The 18438-nt window shown below is 70.8% G+C and carries 16 protein-coding genes and 1 other RNA gene; 11 read left to right on the top strand and 6 right to left on the bottom strand.

Annotation, left to right across the window (positions count from 1 at the left end; all coding sequences use genetic code 11):
- The first annotated feature begins 107 nt into the window (after positions 1-107).
- Both C1A17_RS02440 and C1A17_RS02435 read left to right on the top strand, forming a co-directional pair.
- Positions 108-1022, top strand: a complete 915-nt coding sequence (locus C1A17_RS02440) for a Nif3-like dinuclear metal center hexameric protein (protein ID WP_101651498.1) — start codon at positions 108-110, stop codon at positions 1020-1022.
- Between the two features lie 2 nt (positions 1023-1024).
- Entirely contained in the window at positions 1025-1756 is a 732-nt protein-coding gene (locus C1A17_RS02435; protein WP_101650396.1) for a CT398-like coiled coil hairpin domain-containing protein, read from the top strand.
- Between the two features lie 46 nt (positions 1757-1802).
- Here C1A17_RS02435 and C1A17_RS02430 read toward each other — a convergent pair whose 3' ends face one another.
- Positions 1803-2558 carry a YaaA family protein gene (locus C1A17_RS02430; RefSeq protein ID WP_101650394.1) on the bottom strand — a complete coding sequence of 252 codons (756 nt, stop codon included), beginning with the start codon at positions 2556-2558 and terminating at the stop codon, positions 1803-1805.
- Positions 2559-2595: 37 nt separating this feature from the next.
- Between C1A17_RS02430 and rnpB the strand changes: the two genes are divergently transcribed.
- Positions 2596-2973, top strand: an RNA gene (gene rnpB / locus C1A17_RS02425) — RNase P RNA component class A.
- A 6-nt stretch (positions 2974-2979) separates the two neighbouring features.
- Here rnpB and ppgK read toward each other — a convergent pair.
- The gene (ppgK, locus tag C1A17_RS02420; RefSeq protein ID WP_101650392.1) at positions 2980-3825 is read right to left on the bottom strand and encodes a polyphosphate--glucose phosphotransferase; all 846 of its coding nucleotides are present in this window, start codon (positions 3823-3825) and stop codon (positions 2980-2982) included.
- Positions 3826-3835: 10 nt separating this feature from the next.
- Complete coding sequence (gene map, locus C1A17_RS02415; RefSeq protein ID WP_101650390.1) at positions 3836-4744, bottom strand: type I methionyl aminopeptidase; 909 nt, start codon at positions 4742-4744, stop codon at positions 3836-3838.
- 102 nt (positions 4745-4846) lie between these two features.
- On the opposite strand from map, the gene C1A17_RS02410 reads away from it, so the two are divergent.
- Positions 4847-5548 (top strand): FadR/GntR family transcriptional regulator, encoded by a 702-nt coding sequence (locus C1A17_RS02410; protein ID WP_101650388.1) that lies wholly within the window; start codon positions 4847-4849, stop codon positions 5546-5548.
- 15 nt (positions 5549-5563) lie between these two features.
- On the opposite strand, the gene ald is transcribed toward C1A17_RS02410, so the two are convergent.
- On the bottom strand, positions 5564-6682 hold the full coding sequence (ald, locus tag C1A17_RS02405; RefSeq protein WP_101650386.1) for an alanine dehydrogenase: 1119 nt from the start codon (positions 6680-6682) through the stop codon (positions 5564-5566).
- Positions 6683-6904: 222 nt separating this feature from the next.
- Here ald and C1A17_RS02400 point away from each other — a divergent pair, with 222 nt between their 5' ends.
- From C1A17_RS02400 to C1A17_RS02390, 3 genes are read left to right on the top strand one after another with little or no spacing between them, the layout of a single operon-like run.
- The gene (locus tag C1A17_RS02400; RefSeq protein ID WP_101650384.1) at positions 6905-7108 is read left to right on the top strand and encodes a hypothetical protein; all 204 of its coding nucleotides are present in this window, start codon (positions 6905-6907) and stop codon (positions 7106-7108) included.
- 5 nt (positions 7109-7113) lie between these two features.
- Positions 7114-8451: a type I glutamate--ammonia ligase gene (gene glnA, locus C1A17_RS02395; protein WP_101650382.1), complete on the top strand. Its 1338-nt coding sequence runs from the start codon at positions 7114-7116 to the stop codon at positions 8449-8451.
- Positions 8451-11480: a bifunctional [glutamine synthetase] adenylyltransferase/[glutamine synthetase]-adenylyl-L-tyrosine phosphorylase gene (locus C1A17_RS02390; RefSeq protein ID WP_101650380.1), complete on the top strand. Its 3030-nt coding sequence runs from the start codon at positions 8451-8453 to the stop codon at positions 11478-11480. Before glnA ends, C1A17_RS02390 begins: the two co-directional genes overlap by 1 nt.
- A gap of 74 nt (positions 11481-11554) precedes the next feature.
- Here the strand turns inward: C1A17_RS02390 and glgC are convergent, their stop codons facing one another.
- A complete protein-coding gene (glgC, locus tag C1A17_RS02385) occupies positions 11555-12832 on the bottom strand; it encodes a glucose-1-phosphate adenylyltransferase (RefSeq protein WP_101651495.1) in 1278 nt (425 codons plus the stop codon).
- Positions 12833-12948: 116 nt separating this feature from the next.
- On the opposite strand from glgC, the gene glgA reads away from it, so the two are divergent.
- The 4 genes from glgA (at position 12949) to C1A17_RS02365 (ending at position 16859) form a co-directional block, all read left to right on the top strand.
- On the top strand, positions 12949-14133 hold the full coding sequence (gene glgA / locus C1A17_RS02380; protein WP_101650377.1) for a glycogen synthase: 1185 nt from the start codon (positions 12949-12951) through the stop codon (positions 14131-14133).
- A 26-nt stretch (positions 14134-14159) separates the two neighbouring features.
- Positions 14160-15611 (top strand): sensor histidine kinase, encoded by a 1452-nt coding sequence (locus tag C1A17_RS02375; protein ID WP_180953189.1) that lies wholly within the window; start codon positions 14160-14162, stop codon positions 15609-15611.
- A complete protein-coding gene (locus tag C1A17_RS02370) occupies positions 15596-16294 on the top strand; it encodes a response regulator transcription factor (protein ID WP_101650373.1) in 699 nt (232 codons plus the stop codon). The genes C1A17_RS02375 and C1A17_RS02370 overlap by 16 nt, the downstream gene beginning before the upstream one ends.
- A 106-nt stretch (positions 16295-16400) precedes the next feature.
- The gene (locus C1A17_RS02365; RefSeq protein ID WP_101650371.1) at positions 16401-16859 is read left to right on the top strand and encodes a hypothetical protein; all 459 of its coding nucleotides are present in this window, start codon (positions 16401-16403) and stop codon (positions 16857-16859) included.
- A 32-nt stretch (positions 16860-16891) separates the two neighbouring features.
- Here the strand turns inward: C1A17_RS02365 and C1A17_RS02360 are convergent, their stop codons facing one another.
- On the bottom strand, positions 16892-18352 hold the full coding sequence (locus tag C1A17_RS02360) for a mycothione reductase (RefSeq protein ID WP_101650369.1): 1461 nt from the start codon (positions 18350-18352) through the stop codon (positions 16892-16894).
- Positions 18353-18438: the final 86 nt, after the last annotated feature.

The following is an 18438-nucleotide window of genomic DNA, read 5'->3' as shown; positions in this document are numbered from 1 at the left end:
GTCCACCCTAATGTGCTCCGGGACACACTCCCAGCCGTGTCCGCTCCGTGAACCGCACGGCCGCGCAGCACTGCGGGCGCGGGACCGCGGTGTACTACGGTGGCCCCATGAGCACCGCGACAGTGACGACGATCATGGACCTGTGCGAGGAGCTGTGGCCGGCCTCCTACGCCGAGAGCTGGGACACCGTCGGCCTCGCGGTCGGCGATCCCGCGGCTCCGGTGCGCAGACTCCTCCTCGCCCTCGACCCGGTCGACTCCATCGTCGCCGAGGCGGTCGACGGCGGGTACGACATGCTCGTCACCCATCATCCGCTCCTCCTGCGCGGGGTCACCTCGGTCAACGCCGGCACCCTCAAGGGCGGAGCGGTCCACGCCCTCATCCGGGCCGGCGTGGCGCAGTTCAACGCCCACACGAACGCCGACTCCGCCCGCGGCGGGGTGACCGACGTCCTCGCCGAGGTGCTCGGCCTCACCGGGACGACGCCGCTCGCCCCCACAGCCGAGGCGCCCGCCGGGGTGGGCATCGGCCGGGTCGGCGACCTGCCCGGGCCGCAGACCGTCGAATCGCTCGCCCGCCGCCTCGCCGCGGTGCTCGATGCCACGGTGACCGGGGTGCGCATCGCCGGCGATCCGGACGCCGAGGTCACCCGGGTGGCCGTGCTCGGCGGAGCGGGGGATTCGATGTTCGATGCCGTGCGCGGCTCCGGCGCCGGGGTGTACATCACCTCGGACCTCCGCCACCACCCCGCGACCGAGGCCCGCGACACCGCGCACCGGACCGACGGCACGCCCCATCTCATCGACATCTCCCACTGGGCCGCCGAGGCGCTGTGGCTCGACCGGGCCGCCGACCAGCTCGCGACCGCTGCGGAGTCCGCCGGCCATGAGATCGACATCACCGTGTCCCGGATCCGCACTGATCCGTGGACGCTGCGGATCGACCAGCCGCTCGACTCCCAGCCCGGATCCGCACGCACCGACCCGGAATCCACCGACCCGTCCTCACCGACCGAGGACTGAGCATGCACCTCACCGACACCGCACACCGCGCCCTCCTCGACTGGATCGACCTGTCGGCCCGCCTGCGGAAGAACGCCCACGCCGCCCAGCAGACCGAGCTCCTCGAGCAGCTCCGCGGACTCGCGGGCGAGCACAAGGCCAATGCCGAGCGCATCGCCGCGCTCGAGGCGACCCGCACCGCGGAGGCCGAGCGTACCGCCGCGCTCGAGTCCGATGTCGCGGCGCGCAGCGCGACGATCGAGCGGATGGAAGCGCGCCTCGCCTCCGGCGAGGGCCTGACGTCGAGAGACCTCGTGGCGCTCCAGGGCGACATCGCGAGCGCGAAGTCCGCCCGCGAGTCGGTCGAGGAGGACCAGCTCACGAGCCTCGGCACCGTCGAGGAGCAGGACGCGGAGATCGCGGGGCTCCGCACCGAGGGCGCCGAGATCGCCGCGCGGGGCCGGGACCTCCAGCTCGAGCGGAAGGCGCGGGCCGAGGAGCTCTCCGCCGAGGCCGCGGAGCTCGAGTCCGAGCGCGCGGGCCGGGCGGAGGAGCTGCCGGACGACCTCCGCCAACGCGTGACCGCGAAGGAATCGGCGGGACGGGTCGGCGCCGCCGTGCTCACGCACGGTGCGTGCGGCGCCTGCGGCGACGAGCTCAGCGGGGTGGCCCGCGACGCGATCTCCGGAGCCGAGCCCGGCACGGTCGTCGAGTGCGACTCGTGCGAGACGCTCCTCGTCGCTCCGCTCGGCTGAGAGCCCTGAGGCGGCAGGCGACTGCCGCAGAGGTGCGTGCGCCCGCTCAGCCCGGCAGGATGATGTCGAGCACAGCGGGCCGTCCGCGGTGCGGGGGAGCGAACTCGACGTCGTAGCGCCGCTTCGCCGCTCGGACGAGCCCGCGGAAGTCCGTCGGCAGCTCGGCCCGCGAGCGCAGCAGGTGACCGACGAGCTCGCCCCGGGTGTGCTTGGCGTTGTGGGAGACGACCGTCCTCACCCCGTCCTTCTCGGTGTGGACATCGACGACGACGGTCGACCCGGACGGCCCGGGCCACGACTTCCGGTACTCCGCCGAGCGGCAGTCGAGGATGAGCTCCCCGGCGAACTCCGCGTCGAGGACGGGTGCCAGGCGCGGACGCCACCATGTCGAGAGCACCCCGTGCCCGTCGAGCCGGGTCTTCATCGACAGCCGGTAGGCCGGGATCGGATCGAGCGCCCCGACTATGCCGAACAGCGCCGAGGACACCCGGACCCGGTCGAGGCGGCGCCGGGCCGTGGGAGTGAGTCGTCCGAGCGCGCCGTAGAGCACGCCGGTGTAGGTCTCGATCGCCGGTGCGCAGGGGATCTCGGTGAGCCGGGTGTTCCGCGCGACGTCCGCGGCGAGGCTCGCACCGAGCCCGAGGCGTTCGAGGGCGTCCTCGCCCGCCGACACCTCGGCGAGGGAGTCGAGGACCTCGGCGCGGGCGGCGGCGAGTTCCGGAAGGCTGAGCGCATCGAGGTCGAGGAGCGGTCCGGTCGCCGCCGGGGTCTTGCCCTCGGAGGGCGGCAGGAGGATGATCACGGTCCACCATCCTAGGGGTTAGACTGGTGCGTCGAGGACAGGTCGTCGGACGGTCGCGGCAGCGTTCGCGCTGACGAGGAACGTCCGGGCTCCGCAGAGCGCAGCGGTGGGTAACACCCACCCGGGGCGACCCGCGGGCACGTGCAACAGAGAGCAGACCGCCTGCCTGCCGCGTGCAGGCCGGTAAGGGTGAAACGGTGGTGTAAGAGACCACCAGGGTTCCGGGTGACCGGAATCGCTGGGTAAACCCCGCTGGGAGCAAGATCGGACAGACAGCGCTCGAGGGCTGCTCGCCCGAGCTGTCGGGTGGATCGCTCGAGGCCGTCGGCGACGGCGGCCCTAGACAGATGACCGTCACACGGTGTCCGGGTGACCGGCCCGTGCACAGAACCCGGCGTACAGACGGCCTGTCCTCACCCCATCACACGACGGAGCGGCGCTTCTTCACCTTCGCCCGGCCGTTGCGGCCGGCGAGGTACGCCGCACCGACCATCCCGGCGTCGTTGCGGAGCTCCGCCGGCACGATCGGGGTGCGCAGCTCGAGGAGCGGCAGGAACTGGTCGTGGCTCTTCGAGATCCCTCCGCCGACGATGAAGAGATCGGGGGTGAAGAGCATCTCGAGCATGGAGTAGTACTGCTGCAGGCGCTGCGCCCACTCCGGGTAGTCGAGTCCTTCGCGGACCTTGACCGACTCCGCCGCCTGGGTCTCGGCGTCCCGCCCGTTCATCTCGAGATGACCGAGCTCGGTGAAGGGCACGAGTGCGGCGTCGTGGAAGAGTGCGGTGCCGATGCCGGTGCCGAGCGTCGTGAGGATCACCGTGTCCTTCCGGTGCTCGCGTCCGGCGCCGAACGACATCTCCGCGAGTCCAGCGGCGTCGGCGTCGTTCATGACGAAGCAGTCCCGGCCGGTGGCGGCGGTGATCTCCGCGGGCAGGTTCTCGCCGATCCAGCTCTGGTCGAGATTGGGGCAGAACAGCACCCGGCCGTTCTTGACGACTCCGGGGAACGCGATGCCGAGCGGCAGTCCGGCGATCCTCCCGGCCTCCGGCACGACCTTCTTCCGCACCGCCTTGTCGACGACCTGGTCGACGGCGTCGGCCACGGCGCCCACCACGGCCTCGGGGGTCGCGGGCCTGGGGGTGAGGACGCGGACGCGCTTGAACGGCAGCGAGCCCTCGGCCAGCGACACGAGGCCGACCTTGATCCCGGTGCCGCCGATGTCGACGCCGATCCCGAAGGGAGCGTCGGTGTCGAGGAAGTCGGTCATGATCCGCCTTTCAGGAGGCCGCGGGGCCGTGATAGATCGCAGTGGACTCGTCGGGCAGGGTGAGGATGTCGGCGCCGGTCTCGGTGACGACGAGCGTGTGCTCGAACTGGGCGGAGCGCGTGCGGTCGGCGGTGACGATCGTCCAGTCGTCGTCCCACGACTCCCACTTCTCGGTGCCGAGGTTGAGCATCGGCTCGATGGTGAACACCATGCCGGGCCGCATGACCTCGCTGTGGGCGGGCGCAGCGTCGTAGTGGGGGACGATGAGCCCCGAGTGGAACTCCCGGCCCACGCCGTGCCCGGTGTAGTCGCGCACCACGCCGTAGCCGAACCGGCCGGCGTACTTCTCGATGACGCGGCCGATGACGTTGATCTCGCGACCCGGCTTGACCGCCCTGATCCCGCGCATCGTCGCCTCGTAGGTGCGCTCGACGAGGAGCCGCGACTCCTCGTCGACGTCGCCCACGGTGAAGGTGTAGTTCGTGTCCCCGTGCATCCCGTCGAGGTAGGCGGTGATGTCGAGGTTGACGATGTCCCCGTCCTGCAGGACGGTCGAATCCGGGATGCCGTGGCAGATCACCTCGTTGATCGAGGTGCAGATCGACTTGGGGAAGCCCCGGTAGCCGAGGCACGAGGGGTACGCGCCGTGGTCGCAGAGGTACTCATGGGCGATCCGGTCGAGCTCATCGGTCGTGACCCCGGGGGCGATCGCGGCTCCCGCGACGGCGAGCGCATTGCCGGCCAGCCGTCCGGCGGCGCGGATCCGCTCGATCTCCTCGGCGGTGTACATGTCCCCGCCGCGCCCCTCGTCGGGGACGGCCCGCCCGACGTACTCCGGGCGCTCGATGCCTGCAGGGACGGAGCGCTGGGGTGAGACGGTGCCAGGGGTGAGGGTGCCGAGCGGCGCGTGTGAAGTCATGATGACTCCAGTCTAATCCGCTCGACCCGGCGCGTGCAGGTTCCGGCGGTTGGGTCGCGGCGGCGGTGCGGGCGCCTAGGATGGGCGCAGGAAGGAGGCCCCATGGATGCGGAGCTCAGCGGCCTGGGGGACGTCGTCGTGATGACGAGCGCACCCCAGCAGATCGCCGATCACATCATGTCCTCGATCGCGGTCGGGGCCCTTCCGGTCGGCACCGCGCTGCCGCCCGAGCGCGAGCTCGCGGCCGCGATGCAGGTGTCGCGCTCCTCGGTCCGGGCCGCTCTCGACCGGCTCGAGCGCGGCGGGCTCATCGAACGGCGCCGCGGCCGCGGCGGCGGCACCTTCGTCACCGACGGGGATGCGCGCGCTCTCTCCGGTGCCGAGGACCGGCTCCAGGAGTTCCACCGCGCGCGGGTCGATCTGCTCGACGCGCGGGCGATCGTCCAGAACCGTGCCGCCCACCTCGCCGCGCTGCGGCGCACCGACGCCGAGGTCGAGCATCTCGCGGAGCTCGCGGCTGACTACGCGACCCACGACTCCGCCGCCGCCGCGCGCCGCGCCGACGCCCGCTTCCACCACGCGGTGGCCACAGCCGGGCACAATCCGGAGATCGTGCGGATCGTCACCGATCTCGACCGGCGGATCAACACCGGGTTCCGGCACGATCCGTTCTCCCCCGAGCTCTTCGCCCGCGCGTGCGCGGACCATTCGGCGATCGTCGCGGCGATCCGGGACCGGGATGCCGACGAGGCCGGCCGCCTGTGCGAGGAGCACTTCCGGGCGACGACGATGATGGGGGCCTGACCCGGCCGGGGCCGCTCAGCCGGCGATCGCCTCGTCGGGGGAGATGTGGTCGAGGCCGAAGGCCTCGGCGACGTTCGCGTTCGTCACCGCGCCGCCGTGGACGTTGAGACCGCGCGCGAGCGCGGGATCGGCGCCGAGCGCCTCGCGCCAGCCGGACTTCGCGATCCGCGCCGCATAGGGCAAGACCGCGTTCGTCAGCGCCTTGGTGGCGGTGTTCGGCACCGCGCCGGGCATGTTCGCCACGCAGTAGTAGACCGAGTCGTGCACGGTGAAGGTCGGGTCGTCGTGCGTCGTCGGCTTCGAGTTCTCGAAGCAGCCGCCCTGATCGATCGCGATGTCGACGAGCACCGAGCCGGTCCGCATTCCCTGCACCATCTCGTCGGTCACGAGCTTCGGCGCGCGCTTCCCGGGGATGAGCACCGAGCCGATGACGAGATCGGAGGTCTCGAGGGCGCGGGCGATCTCGTACGGGTTCGACACCGTCGTCTGCAGGCTCGAGCCGTAGATCTCGTCGAGATGCCGCAGCCGCGGGATGTCGATGTCGATGATCTCGACGTCGGCCCCCATGCCCATCGCGATCCGGGCGGCGTTCGTCCCTGCGACCCCGGCGCCGATCACGGTGACCTTCCCGCGGCGCACTCCGGGCACCCCGGCGAGGAGGATGCCGCGTCCGCCGCTGGCCTTGAGCAGGGTGTGGGCGCCGACCTGCGTCGACAGCCGCCCGGCGATCTCCGACATCGGTGCGAGCAGCGGCAGGCCTCCGGACTCGGGCTGCACGGTCTCGTAGGCGATCGCGGTGGTCCCGGATTCGCGGAGCGCGTTGGTGAGCGGCTCGTCCGCGGCGAGGTGGAGGTAGGTGAAGAGGATGAGATCCTCCCGCAGGTGCGCGTACTCCTCGGCGATCGGCTCCTTGACCTTGAGGACCATCTCCGCCGACCCCCAGACTTCGGCGGCATCGGCGACGATGTGCGCTCCGGCGGCCGTGTAGTCCTCGTCGGTGAACGCCGAGCCGATCCCGGCTCCGGACTCGATGACGACCTCGTGACCGGCGCCGACGAGCGTCACCACTCCGGCGGGGGTGATGGCCACCCGGTGCTCGTTGTTCTTGATCTCGGTCGGGACGGCGATCTTCATTGATGACTCCCTCGGGGTGCGCGCCGCGGAGCGGCGCCGGATGCTGCGGTCAGGACACTCTACGTCGCTAAAGGTCGGGCGAGCAAACCTTTGGGGCGCGATGCCCTCCGGGTCGCCCGTATCGTCGGGGACCGCGCGGCGGTAAGGTGGATATCGCCCACCCGAGCACGGGCACCGGATCGAACCGGTCCGGGCCCGCACCCGCAGCGAAGGAGACCCGAGATGTCGGACGCGAACACCGACGCCGGTGCAGAGAAGTACTGGTTCAACACCGAGACCCGGCAGGTGGAGAAGGGCCGCGCGAGCGCGTGGGACAACCGGATGGGTCCCTACGACACCGCCGAGGAGGCGCAGAACGCGCTCTCGAAGGCGCAGGCGAACTCCGCGGAGTGGGACGCCGAGGACCGGGAGTGGAACGGCCGATGAGCGCCATGAGCCGCCAGCAGGAGTTCGTGCTCCGGACGGTCGAGGACCGCGACGTGCGGTTCATCCGCCTGTGGTTCTCCGATGTGCTCGGCCAGCTCAAGTCGGTGGCGATCGTCCCGGCCGAGCTCGAGGGCGCCTTCGGCGAGGGCATCGGCTTCGACGGCAGCTCCGTCGAGGGGTTCTCACGCGTCTACGAATCCGACATGGTGCTGCGGCCGGACCCGTCGACGTTCTCGCTGCTGCCGTGGCGCGGCGAGGAGGAGCCCACCGGACGGATGTTCTGCGACATCTACTCGCCCGAGGGCCATCCGGCGGCCTCCGACGCCCGCAACGTCCTCCGCCGCACGATGGACCGCGCCGGCGAACAGGGATTCACCTTCTACGTCCACCCGGAGATCGAGTTCTATCTCTTCGAGTCCGGCGAGCTCGGCGGACGCCCGCCGGTGCCCGTCGATACCGCAGGGTACTTCGACCACGTCAACGGGGGCACCGCGAATGACTTCCGGCGCACCGCTGTGCAGACGCTCGAGGCCATGGGGATCTCCGTCGAGTTCTCCCACCACGAGGCCGGCCCGGGACAGAACGAGATCGATCTCCGCTACGCCGACGGCCTCACCATGGCCGACAACGTCATGACCTTCCGGGCGCTCGTCAAGGAGGTCGCCCTCCAGCAGGGCGTGTACGCCTCGTTCATGCCCAAGCCGCTCGCGCCGCACCCCGGCAACGGCATGCACACCCACCTCTCGCTGTTCGAGGGGGAGAGCAACGCCTTCTACGAGCCGACGGGGGAGTACCAGCTGTCCCAGACCGGCCGCCGGTTCGTCGCCGGACTGCTGCGCCACGCGGCGGAGATCAGCGCGGTGACGAATCAGTACGTCAACTCCTACAAGCGGATCTGGACCGGGCACGAGGCGCCGAGCTACATCTGCTGGGGCCACCGCAACCGCTCGGCCCTCATCCGGGTGCCGCAGTACAAGTCGGGCAAGTCGTCCTCGGCCCGCGTCGAGTACCGCGGCGTCGACTCGTCGGCGAATCCGTACCTCGCCTACTCCGTCCTTCTCGCTGCCGGGCTCAAGGGCATCGAGGAGGGCTACGAGCTGCCGGACGAGGCCGAGGACAACGTCTGGGAGCTCAGCGACAACGAGCGCCGGGCGATGGGCATCGACTCCCTGCCGGCGAGCCTCGACGAGGCGATCTCCCGGATGGAGGACAGCGAGCTCGTCGCTGAGACCCTGGGCGAGGAGGTGTTCGACTTCTTCCTCCGCAACAAGCGCGAGGAGTGGAACGACTACCGCGCTCAGGTCACCGAGTACGAGCTCGGCCGACACTTCACCGCACCCTGATGGTCGTCGGACGCTCGAACTCCGCACGGTCGGGCACCGCCGGCACGCTCACCCGGTCCCGGCGGTTCCTCGCCGAGGCCGACGAGCACCTCGGCGGCGAGGTGCTCTCCGGACCCGCGGTCGAAGGGCTGCTCGCCACCGCCGCCGACCCGGATGCCGCGGCGCTCGGCGTTCTCCGCGTCGTCGAGGCCGTCGCCCGCGACGGCGGTCGCGACCGGATGCGGGCTGCGATCGAGGACAACCCGGCGTTCGTCTCGCGCCTCGTCCTCCTCGCCGGCGCCTCGGAAGCGAGCGTCGACCACCTCGTGCGCTGGCCCGGATCGGTGTTCGCACTCGAAGGGTCCGACACCCACCTCATCATCGGCTCCGAATCCGCCGAGCCCGAGGCGGTCCGCCGGGTGATGTTCGAGGCCGTCGAAGCCGACCCGGAGGCCGAGCATCCCGTCGCCGCGCTGAGCGGGGACGCCGCCGTCACCGCCCTCCGCCGGACCTACCGCGACCTCCTCGTCCAGGTCGCGACCGACGATCTCGCCGCTCTCGAGCCGACCTCGATCGTCGAATCGGTCACCGCGCTGCTGAGCGATCTGGCCGCCGGTGTGGTCGACGCGGGCCTCGCCGTCGCCCGCGCGGAGGTCGAGGACGCCGACACGGCCGCACTCGCGGTCATCGGCATGGGCAAGTGCGGGGCCCGGGAGCTCAACTACGTCAGCGACGTCGACGTCGTGTTCTGCTATTCCCCGCTCGGGGGAGCCGACGACTCCGCCGCCGCGCGGAGCGCGACCCGGCTCGCGCTCCGGCTCGTCGAGATCATCAGCGGCTCCGCGCCGGAGCCCGCGCTGTGGGAGCTCGATGCCGCCCTCCGTCCGGAGGGCAAGGCCGGACCGCTCGTGCGCAAGCTCGAGGAGTTCGAGCACTACTACCGCGAGGTCGCGCACAACTGGGAGTTCCAGGCGCTCCTCAAGGCCCGCCCGATCGCCGGCGACCGGGCGCTCGGAGCGGCGTGGTTCGACGCCCTCAACCCGTTCGTGTGGACCGCCTCGGAGCGCGAGGGGTTCATCGAGCAGGTGCGCGCGATGCGGGTGCGCGTCGTCGACCTCATCCCCAAGAAGGAGACGGAGCGGCAGATCAAGCTCGGGCCCGGCGGTCTGCGCGACGTCGAGTTCTCCGCCCAGCTCCTCCAGCTCGTCCACGGCCTCGCCGACGACCGGATCCGCGTCCCCACGACCCTGCGCGTCCTCGAGGCGCTCGGGGAGACGGGGTACATCGCCTCCGCCGACGCGGCGGATCTCGCCGAGGCGTATCGCTTCATGCGCGTGATCGAGCACCGGCTGCAGATCCCGCGCATGCAGCGCACCGCACTCCTCCCCACCCAGGAGGCGAAGCTCCGCACCCTCGCCCGCACCGTGTTCGCCCTCGGCGACCGGTCCGAGAAGCGGCTCACCGCAGAGCGCTCCCGCCATGCCCGACGGGTGCGCGGCCTCCACGAGCAGATCTTCTACCGGCCGATCCTCGAGGCCGCGGCGGGGCAGGGGGCGATCGGCGCGATGTCGACCGAGGCCGCGCGCGATCGCCTCGCGGCGTTCGGCTACCGGGGGACGAAGTCCGCGATGGGCCACATCGCGGCGCTGACCTCCGGGGTGAGCCGGGCAGCCGCCGTCCAGCGGCAGGTGCTGCCCGCGCTCCTCGACTGGTTCTCCGAGGGGGTCGACCCCGACGCTGGTCTGCTCGCATTCCGCCGTCTCTCGGAGTCGCTCTCGGGATCGAACTGGTATCTCAAGCTGCTCCGGGACTCCGGGGTCGCGGCCCGGTCCATGGCGCAGGTGCTCTCGCTCTCCGCATTCGCCACCGACCTCCTGCTCCACACGCCCACCGCGGCGGAATGGCTCGACGACCAGGACCTGCTCCGTCCGCGGAGCACCGCGGCGCTGCGACAGGAGGTGGCGGGCCTGCTCGAGCGGCACGGTGCCGAGGCGCTCGACCCGATCCGTGCCCTGTACAGCCGCGAGGTGCTCCGCACCGCTCTCGCCGACATCCTCAGCGTCGTCGAGCTCTCCGAGGTCCCGGGGATCCTCTCGGGTCTCATGGAGATCGCGATCGATTCCGCGCTCACTGCCGTGCGGATGCGCCTCGACGCCGAGGCCGACGTCCCCGACTACGAGTTCGCCGTCATCGCGATGGGCAGGCTCGGCGGGGCTGAGATCGGGTACTTCTCCGACGCCGACGTGATGTTCGTTTACCGCCCCTGCGCATCCGGACTCGGCGCGGAGGAGTCCGGGAAGCTCGCCGCGCACGTGAAGAAGGTCGCCCTCGCCCTGGCCACCGAGCTCGGGAACACCGGGGCGCGCGGCCTGGCCGTCGACATCGACGCCGACCTCCGTCCCGAGGGGAAGTCGGGGCCGCTCGTGCGCAGTCTCGAGTCCTATCGGAAGTACTACGACAAGTGGTCGGAGCCCTGGGAGGCGCAGGCACTGCTGCGCGCCCGCGCGATCGCCGGCACCCCCGGGCTGCGGGACGACTTCACCGCGCTCATCGATCCGCTCCGCTACCCGAGTGCGGTGCCGGATTCATCGCTGCGCCAGATGCGGCGCCTCAAGGCGCGGATGGAGAGCGAGAGGCTGCCGCGCGGTGCGGATCCCAAGCGCCACATCAAGCTCGGCCGCGGAGGCCTGTCCGACGTCGAGTGGACCGTGCAGCTCGCGCAGCTCCGCCACGCCGCCGAGCACCCGGGCCTGCGCACCACCTCGACGCTCGAAGCGCTCGAGGCCGCGGTCGAGGCCGGTCTCGTGTCATCGGACGACGCGCTCGTGCTCGAGACGGCATGGTCGATGGCGACCGCGCTCCGCTCGGCGGTCATGCTCTACCGCGGCCGCACCGCCGAGGCCCTGCCGGCCGACCACACCGAGCTCGAGGCCTCCGCCCGGCTCATGGGATACCGCCCGGGCAGCGCGCAGAAGCTCGCGGAGGAGTACCTCGGGGCGACGCGACGGGCGCGCAAGGTCATGGAGCGGCTCTTCTACGCCTTCGACTGAGACCGCCCGCTCCTGCTCGCATCAGCGGAGCGGGAGCGGGCGGCGCGGGTGTCTCTGTGCGAGAGGCACCGGACTCAGGGGTGGAGCCTGGGCGTGTCGTCGAACGGGTCGTCGTTGATGACGTGGTTCTTCGGGACGACGGTGAGACCGCCGTCAGTGACGGTGAAGCCCCGCCTGCGGTCGACCTCGGGGAACAGGCCGACGGTCTCCCCGGGAGGCACGACGACGTTCTTGTCGAGGATCGCGCGGTGCACCCGGGCGCCCCTCCCGATCCGCACGTTGTCCATGATCACCGAGGCCGACACCGCGGCGAGCGAGTCGACGGTGACGCCCTGGGACACGACGGAGCCCTCGACGTACCCGCCGGAGATCACGACGCCGGGGGAGACGATCGAGTCGACAGCACGGCCGGGCTGGTGGTCGATGTCGTGGACGAACTTCGCCGGCGGCAGCACCGTGTGCCGGGTGTAGATCGGCCACCGGAGGTTGTAGAGATCGAACGACGGGACCGGTGCGATGAGGTCCATGTGGGCGTCGTAGAACGAGTCGATCGTCCCGACGTCGCGCCAGTACGCCTTGTCCTTCGTCCCGGCGCCGGGGATGACGTTGTGCTCGAAGTCGTACACCCCGGCCTCCCCGCGGGACACGAAGGACGGGATGATGTCCCCGCCCATGTCGTGCGCCGAGGAGTCGTCCTTGGAGTCGGAGACGACGGCGTCGATGAGCGCCTGCGCGTCGAACACGTAGTTGCCCATGGAAGCGAGGAACTCGCCGGGGGAGTCCGGCAGTCCGGGCGTGGACGCCGGCTTCTCGACGAACGCGGAGATCCGGGAGGGATCGCCGTCGACGGTCTCGATGACGCCGAACTGCTGGGACAGGGCGACGGGCTGGCGGACGCCGGCGACGGTCGCGGGGAGCCCGGACTCGATGTGGGCGTCGATCATCTGCCGGAAGTCCATCCGGTAGACGTGGTCGGCGCCGAGCACCGCGACGATGTCGGGCTTGGCGTCGAAGATCAGGTTGAGGCTCTGGAAGATCGCGTCGGCGCTGCCCTGGAACCAGCGCTTGCCCACGCGCTGCTGTGCCGGGACCGAGGCGATGTAGTTGCCGAGCAGCGAGGAGAAGCGCCAGGTCTCCGAGATGTGCCGGTCGAGCGAGTGCGACTTGTACTGCGTGAGGACGACGACCTCGCGCAGTCCGGAGTTGACGAGGTTCGAGAGGACGAAGTCGATGAGCCGGTAGCTCCCCGCGAAGGGCACACCCGGTTTCGCGCGGTCATGGGTGAGCGGCTGCAGGCGCTTGCCCTCGCCGCCGGCGAGGACGATGGACAGTACGCGGGGATCCGACATCAGCAGTCCTTCTCCGATCGAGCTCGGCTGGGGCACTTCTCACTCTATTCCCTGACCGGGCCTGAGCCAACACTCGCCCCTCCCGCACCGGCACGGCCGGGCCGTGATTAGATGGGACCGTGCGTACAGACATCGTGTCCAAGGAATTCCCGCCCGAGGTCTACGGCGGCGCCGGAGTCCACGTCGCTGAGCTCAGCGCGGTGCTCGCCGAGCTCAGCGACGTCCGCGTCCACGCGTTCGGCGGCCCGCGCGACCTCGACTACGCCACCGGCTACCCCGAGCTCGAGGCGCTGGCTGACCAGAACGCCGCGATCCGGACCCTCGGCGTCGATCTCTCGATGGTCGGTTCGATCGCCGGGGCCGACATCGTCCACTCCCACACGTGGTACGCGAACATGGCAGGGCACCTCGCCTCGCTCATGTACGACATCCCCCATGTGCTCTCCGCGCACTCCCTCGAGCCGCTGCGGCCGTGGAAGGCCGAGCAGCTCGGCGGGGGCTACGCGCTCTCGTCCTGGGCCGAGCGCACCGCCTACGAGGGTGCGGCCGGCATCATCGCGGTCTCCGAGGGGATGAAGCGCGACATCCTCCGGGTCTACCCGCAGGTCGACCCCGAACGGGTGCACGTCGTCTACAACGGCATCGATTCGAGCGCCTGGAAGCCGAACCCGGACACCGCGGTGCTCGACGAGTACGGGATCGATCCGGACCGTCCGACGGTGGTGTTCGTCGGGCGCATCACGCGCCAGAAGGGCCTGCCCTATCTGCTCCGCGCCGTCGCGCTGCTCGACGAGGACGTCCAGGTGGTGCTCTGCGCCGGAGCTCCCGACACCCCGGAGATCGCGCGCGAGGTCGCCGGCCTCGTCAAGGACCTCCAGCAGAAGCGGTCCGGCGTGGTCCTCATCGACACCGTCCTCCCGCGGGAGAAGCTCACCCAGCTCCTCACCCACGCGACGACCTTCGTGTGCCCGAGCGTGTACGAGCCGCTCGGCATCGTCAACCTCGAGGCGATGGCCTGCGGCGCTCCGGTCGTCGGCACCGCCACCGGAGGCATCCCCGAGGTCGTCCTCGACGGCGAGACGGGGATCATCGTGCCGATCGACCAGGTCGACGACGGCGCTGGGACGCCCCGGGACCCGGAGGCGTTCGTCCGGGATCTCGCCGCGGGACTCACCCGCATGGTGTCCGATCCCGAGCGGGCACGGGAAATGGGCCGGCGCGGCCTGCAGCGCGCGGTCGACACCTTCTCCTGGAAGCAGATCGGACGCGATACCGTCGAGGTGTACGAGACGCTGCTCCGCTGACGATGTGGGCACGGCTGCGGGGGTCGGTGAGCTCGTTCCGCGGGCGGACGCTGCTCGTCGTACTCTCGACGATCTTCGCCGGCCTCGTCATCGCCGGCGGCATGAGCTTCGCGCTCCAGGCCAAGAGCGCCTCCGACCGCGCCAACCAGGAGCTCGAGGACGAGATCGAGGATCTCCGCACGGTGTCCGCGGCAGGGCACGACGACGGCTCTCCCTTCGAGTCGGTGTCCGATCTGCTGTACTCCGCGATGACGGCGGACGTGCCGAGCGCCTCGGAGTCCTTCGCCGCGATGATCGACGACGAGATCGTCTACATCCCCGCCGGTGAGCGCTCCATCGACATCACCCATCCCGACCTCGTCGCGCAGATGCACGAGCTCAAGTCGCCCGCCCGCACCGTGACCGCGGACGTGGGGTTCGGAGCCGAGCTCGTGCGGATGGCGATCGTGCCGGTCACCGTTCCCGGTGACGACGCGCAGGGGTACTTCATCATCGTCTACGACCTCGGTCTGTTCTACGAGGAGGTCGTCCAGGGCGCCTGGATCTACGCCGGGGTGAGCCTGTTCTCGGTGATCGTCGTCGGGGTGCTCGGTGCCGGTGTCATGGCTCGGATGCTCCGCCCGGTCCACGAGATCAACGAGGTCGCCGAGCGCGCCGACGCCAACGACCTCGGCGCGCGGGTCGAGGTGTCGGGGAGCGGGGACGAGATCGACCGGCTGGGCGCGAGCTTCAATTCGATGCTCGACCGGGTGCAGGACGGGATCGAGGAGCAGCGGCGCTTCCTGTCCGACGCCGGCCACGAGCTCAAGACGCCGCTGACGATCATCCGCGGGAACCTCGAGGTGTGCGACGAGGAGGATCCCGCTGACGTCGCCGAGACGCGCACCCTCGTCCTCGACGAGGTCGATCGGATGAGTCGGATCGTGCAGGACCTCTCGCTGCTCGCGGCGGCGGGCCATGCGGACTTCATCCGGATCGGCCCCGAATCCGTGGCCTCGATCGTGTCGGAGGTCGCGGCCAAGGCCTCGAACCTCGGCCCGCAGTCCTTCACCGTCGCGACCTCGATCGACACGGAGATGGTCATCGACCGCCAGCGCATCCAGCAGGCGCTCCTGCAGCTGTGCCGCAACGCGGTCGTCCACACCCCTCCGGAGACGAACGTCGTGATCTCCGCGGCGGCGGTCGCGCAGCCGGAGACCCATCCCGAGGCGGGAGCCGCGGTGGTGTTTCGGGTCGCCGACGACGGCCCGGGCATCCCGTACGATGAACAGCCCCACATCTTCGATCGCTTCCGCCGCGGGTCCGGCAGTGGCGGGACCGAGGGCTCGGGCCTCGGGCTGGCGATCGTCAGCGCGATCGCGCGGGCCCACGGCGGGTGGGTCGACCTCGAGTCGGCACCCGGCCGCGGAAGCGCTTTCACCCTCGTCATCCCCCGCACCCCCTGGAGAAAGGACCGATTGCCGTGGCACACATCCTGATCGCCGAGGACGAGGCGAACATCGCCCGATTCATCGCCAAGGGCCTCGCCAAGGCCGGGCACTCCTCCGACATCGCCCCCGATGGGATGTTCGCCCTCCAGTCGGCGCTCCACGGCGACTACGATCTCATCGTGCTCGACGTCGGTCTCCCGACGATCGACGGGTTCGCCATCCTCGCCGCGCTCCGGGAGTCGAAGAACACCACGCCGGTGATCATGTGCACGGCCCGCACGTCGAGCGAGGACACCGTGCACGGCCTCACCGGGGGAGCGGATGACTATCTCGCCAAGCCCTTCCAGGTGTCCGAGCTCGTCGCGCGCGTCGAGCTCCGGCTGCGGAGCCGCCACCCGGAGCCGGAGAACCCGCCGACCGGCAGCCTGCCCGCGATCCGGGCCGGCGCGATCGAGCTCGATCCGCACTCCCGCACCGCCGCCGTCGGGGACCGGCGCGTCGATCTGTCGGCGCGCGAGTACACCCTCGCCGAGCTCTTCGTGCAGAATGCCGGGTCCGTGCTCTCCCGAAAGCAGATCCTCGACCGCGTGTGGGGGCTCGACCACGAGGGCCGGTCCAACGTCGTCGAGGTCTACGTCCGGTACCTGCGCCAGAAGTTCGGTGCCGAGGCGATCGAGACGGTGCGGGGAATCGGCTACCGGATGCTCGAGGACCCCCCGGTCGGTCGCTGACCGCGGGCCCCACCTCAGCGGATGAGAACTCTCTCATCACCGGCTCATCCGCGGCTCATCGCGACGCGGCAGGATGGTGTCCACCGAGACAGGAAGGCTGGACCCCGTGCGCACCTTGATCACCATCGCCGCGCTCATGCTCGCGCTCACTGCAGGGATCGGCCTGTGGGTGACCGATTCGATGGCCCCGTCGGATGCGCAGGGCGACCCGGTCGTCGGCAACACCGCACGTCCGACCGAGGATCCGGTCCCCGATGCCGGCGAGGGCTCCGATGATTCCTCCCTCGATCCCTCGGATCCCGACGACCCCGCTCGGCCGGACGGGCAGTCCGAGCAGCCGCGCTCCGAGTTCGATGTCGAGCGGCGGGCGCCGGCGGACAGCCACGGCGGTGGCGGCGGCAGCGGCTCGGGCGGCGGCGGCTCCGGTGGAGGCGGCGGCGGGTCCGCGCCTCGGGAGGTCGCCCCTGCTCCGCAGGCGCCGGGCGGCGGCGGAGGCGACTGGGACGATGACGACGACGATGACTGGGACGACGACGATGACGACGATGGTGATGACGACGACTGATCGCGTCGGCTGATCTCCGCGGAGCGCGGAACTCAGTCGGCGAAGTCGAGGCCCAGCAGCGCGTTCTCGACGGCCTCGGGCAGTGCGGGATGGATCCAGTACTGGTCGCGCGCCATCCGGTCGGCCGGCAGTTCGAAGGCCATCGCCTGGATGAGCGGCTGGATGATCATCGAGGCCTCGTCGCCCATGATGTGCGCTCCGAGGAGCTGCCGGGTGCGGCGGTCGGCGATGAGCTTGACGAATCCGGTGCCGTCCTCGAGAGCCCAGCCGTAGGCGACGTCGCCGTACTCCTGGATCGCCACCGTGGCGTCGATGCCCGCTGCGCGGAGCTCGGCCTCGGTGGCTCCGACGTGCGCGAGCTGCGGGCGGGAGAAGACCGCGGCGGGCACGGCGCGGTGATTCGTCACTGCGAGCGCGGAATCCCCTGCCGCGCCCGGCCCGCCGGCGCGGATGTCGGCGAGGAGATTGCTCCGGACGATGCGGGCCTCGTGGTTGGCGACATGCTTGAGCAGGTAGGGCGAACTGATGTCGCCGAGGGCGAACACGCCGGGCAGGGGAGTCCCGCCTGAGAGCACCCGCTGGTGCTCGTCGACCGCGACCCGGCCGTCGACGACATCGATCCCGGCGGTGTCGAGACCGAGGCGGTCGACATTCGGCACGCGCCCGGTGGCGAGCAGCACGAGATCGGTGGTGGTGTCAGCGGGGATCGCGGCGTCCGCGACGCGGCCGGAGCTCGCGAATGCGAGCCGGACGCCGCCGGCGGTGACCTCCGCGGATCGGATCTGAGCTCCGAGGTGCGTCCGGTGGTGGGTCGTGAAGGCGCGGGTGAAGCGCTCGGTGACCGTCTCGTCGAGCGCCGTGAGCAGCCCGGTGCCGCGGACGAGGACGGTGACGTCGACGCCGAGGGCGGAGAACACGTGCGCGAACTCTGCGGCGATGAAGCCTCCGCCGACGATGGTCATCGTGCGCGGCAGCGAATCGAGGCGCATGACGGTGTCATTGGTGACGACGGGGTATCCGGGCGAGTCGATCCTCTCGGCATCGATCCCCGGGATCTCCGGCAGCATGGGCCGTGAACCGGCGGCGATGACGACGCGATCGGCGGTGAACACCTGGCCGGAGTCCGCGGCGAAGGACTTCGGACCGGTGAACCGGACGTGCTCGGGGTACACGGTGACGTTCGGAAGCTCATGCGTCCGGTACTGCCGCCCGCTCGACTCGATCGGGTCGATGCGCCCGAAGACCCGGTCGCGGATCGCCGGCCAATCGGCCCCCTCGAACCGGGTGGTGATGCCGAAGGCTCCGGAGTCGGCGGCGGCCGCGGCGAGGTCGGCAGTGTGGACGAACATCTTCGTCGGGATGCAGCCGACGTTGAGGCAAGTGCCGCCGAACAGCCCGGATTCGGCGATCGCGACCGACATCCCGTCGAAGTGCTCGTCGACGATCGAGTTGCCCGAGCCGGTGCCGATGACCAGCAGATCGTAGTGCGTCATGCTGTTCAGTCTAGGGCGCATCCCGGGTCCGGTCGGCGTGGTTGTGCCCATACGGAACGAGCGGGAACGCCGAAGGCGGGACATCC

Source organism: Brevibacterium ihuae (genome assembly GCF_900184225.1).
GTDB classification, from domain to species: domain Bacteria; phylum Actinomycetota; class Actinomycetes; order Actinomycetales; family Brevibacteriaceae; genus Brevibacterium; species Brevibacterium ihuae.
The sequence above is the reverse complement of the archived record's forward strand: the minus strand, read 5'-3'. Positions and strand labels throughout refer to the sequence as shown.

Coding starts and splice junctions, on each gene's coding strand:
- C1A17_RS02390 (WP_101650380.1), top strand. CDS start 8,451: ATGGTCGTCGGACGCTCGAACTCCGCACGGTCGGGCACCGCCGGCACG.
- C1A17_RS02435 (WP_101650396.1), top strand. CDS start 1,025: ATGCACCTCACCGACACCGCACACCGCGCCCTCCTCGACTGGATCGAC.
- glnA (WP_101650382.1), top strand. CDS start 7,114: ATGAGCCGCCAGCAGGAGTTCGTGCTCCGGACGGTCGAGGACCGCGAC.
- C1A17_RS02400 (WP_101650384.1), top strand. CDS start 6,905: ATGTCGGACGCGAACACCGACGCCGGTGCAGAGAAGTACTGGTTCAAC.
- C1A17_RS02360 (WP_101650369.1), bottom strand. CDS start 18,352: ATGACGCACTACGATCTGCTGGTCATCGGCACCGGCTCGGGCAACTCG.
- ald (WP_101650386.1), bottom strand. CDS start 6,682: ATGAAGATCGCCGTCCCGACCGAGATCAAGAACAACGAGCACCGGGTG.
- ppgK (WP_101650392.1), bottom strand. CDS start 3,825: ATGACCGACTTCCTCGACACCGACGCTCCCTTCGGGATCGGCGTCGAC.
- C1A17_RS02440 (WP_101651498.1), top strand. CDS start 108: ATGAGCACCGCGACAGTGACGACGATCATGGACCTGTGCGAGGAGCTG.
- map (WP_101650390.1), bottom strand. CDS start 4,744: ATGACTTCACACGCGCCGCTCGGCACCCTCACCCCTGGCACCGTCTCA.
- C1A17_RS02410 (WP_101650388.1), top strand. CDS start 4,847: ATGGATGCGGAGCTCAGCGGCCTGGGGGACGTCGTCGTGATGACGAGC.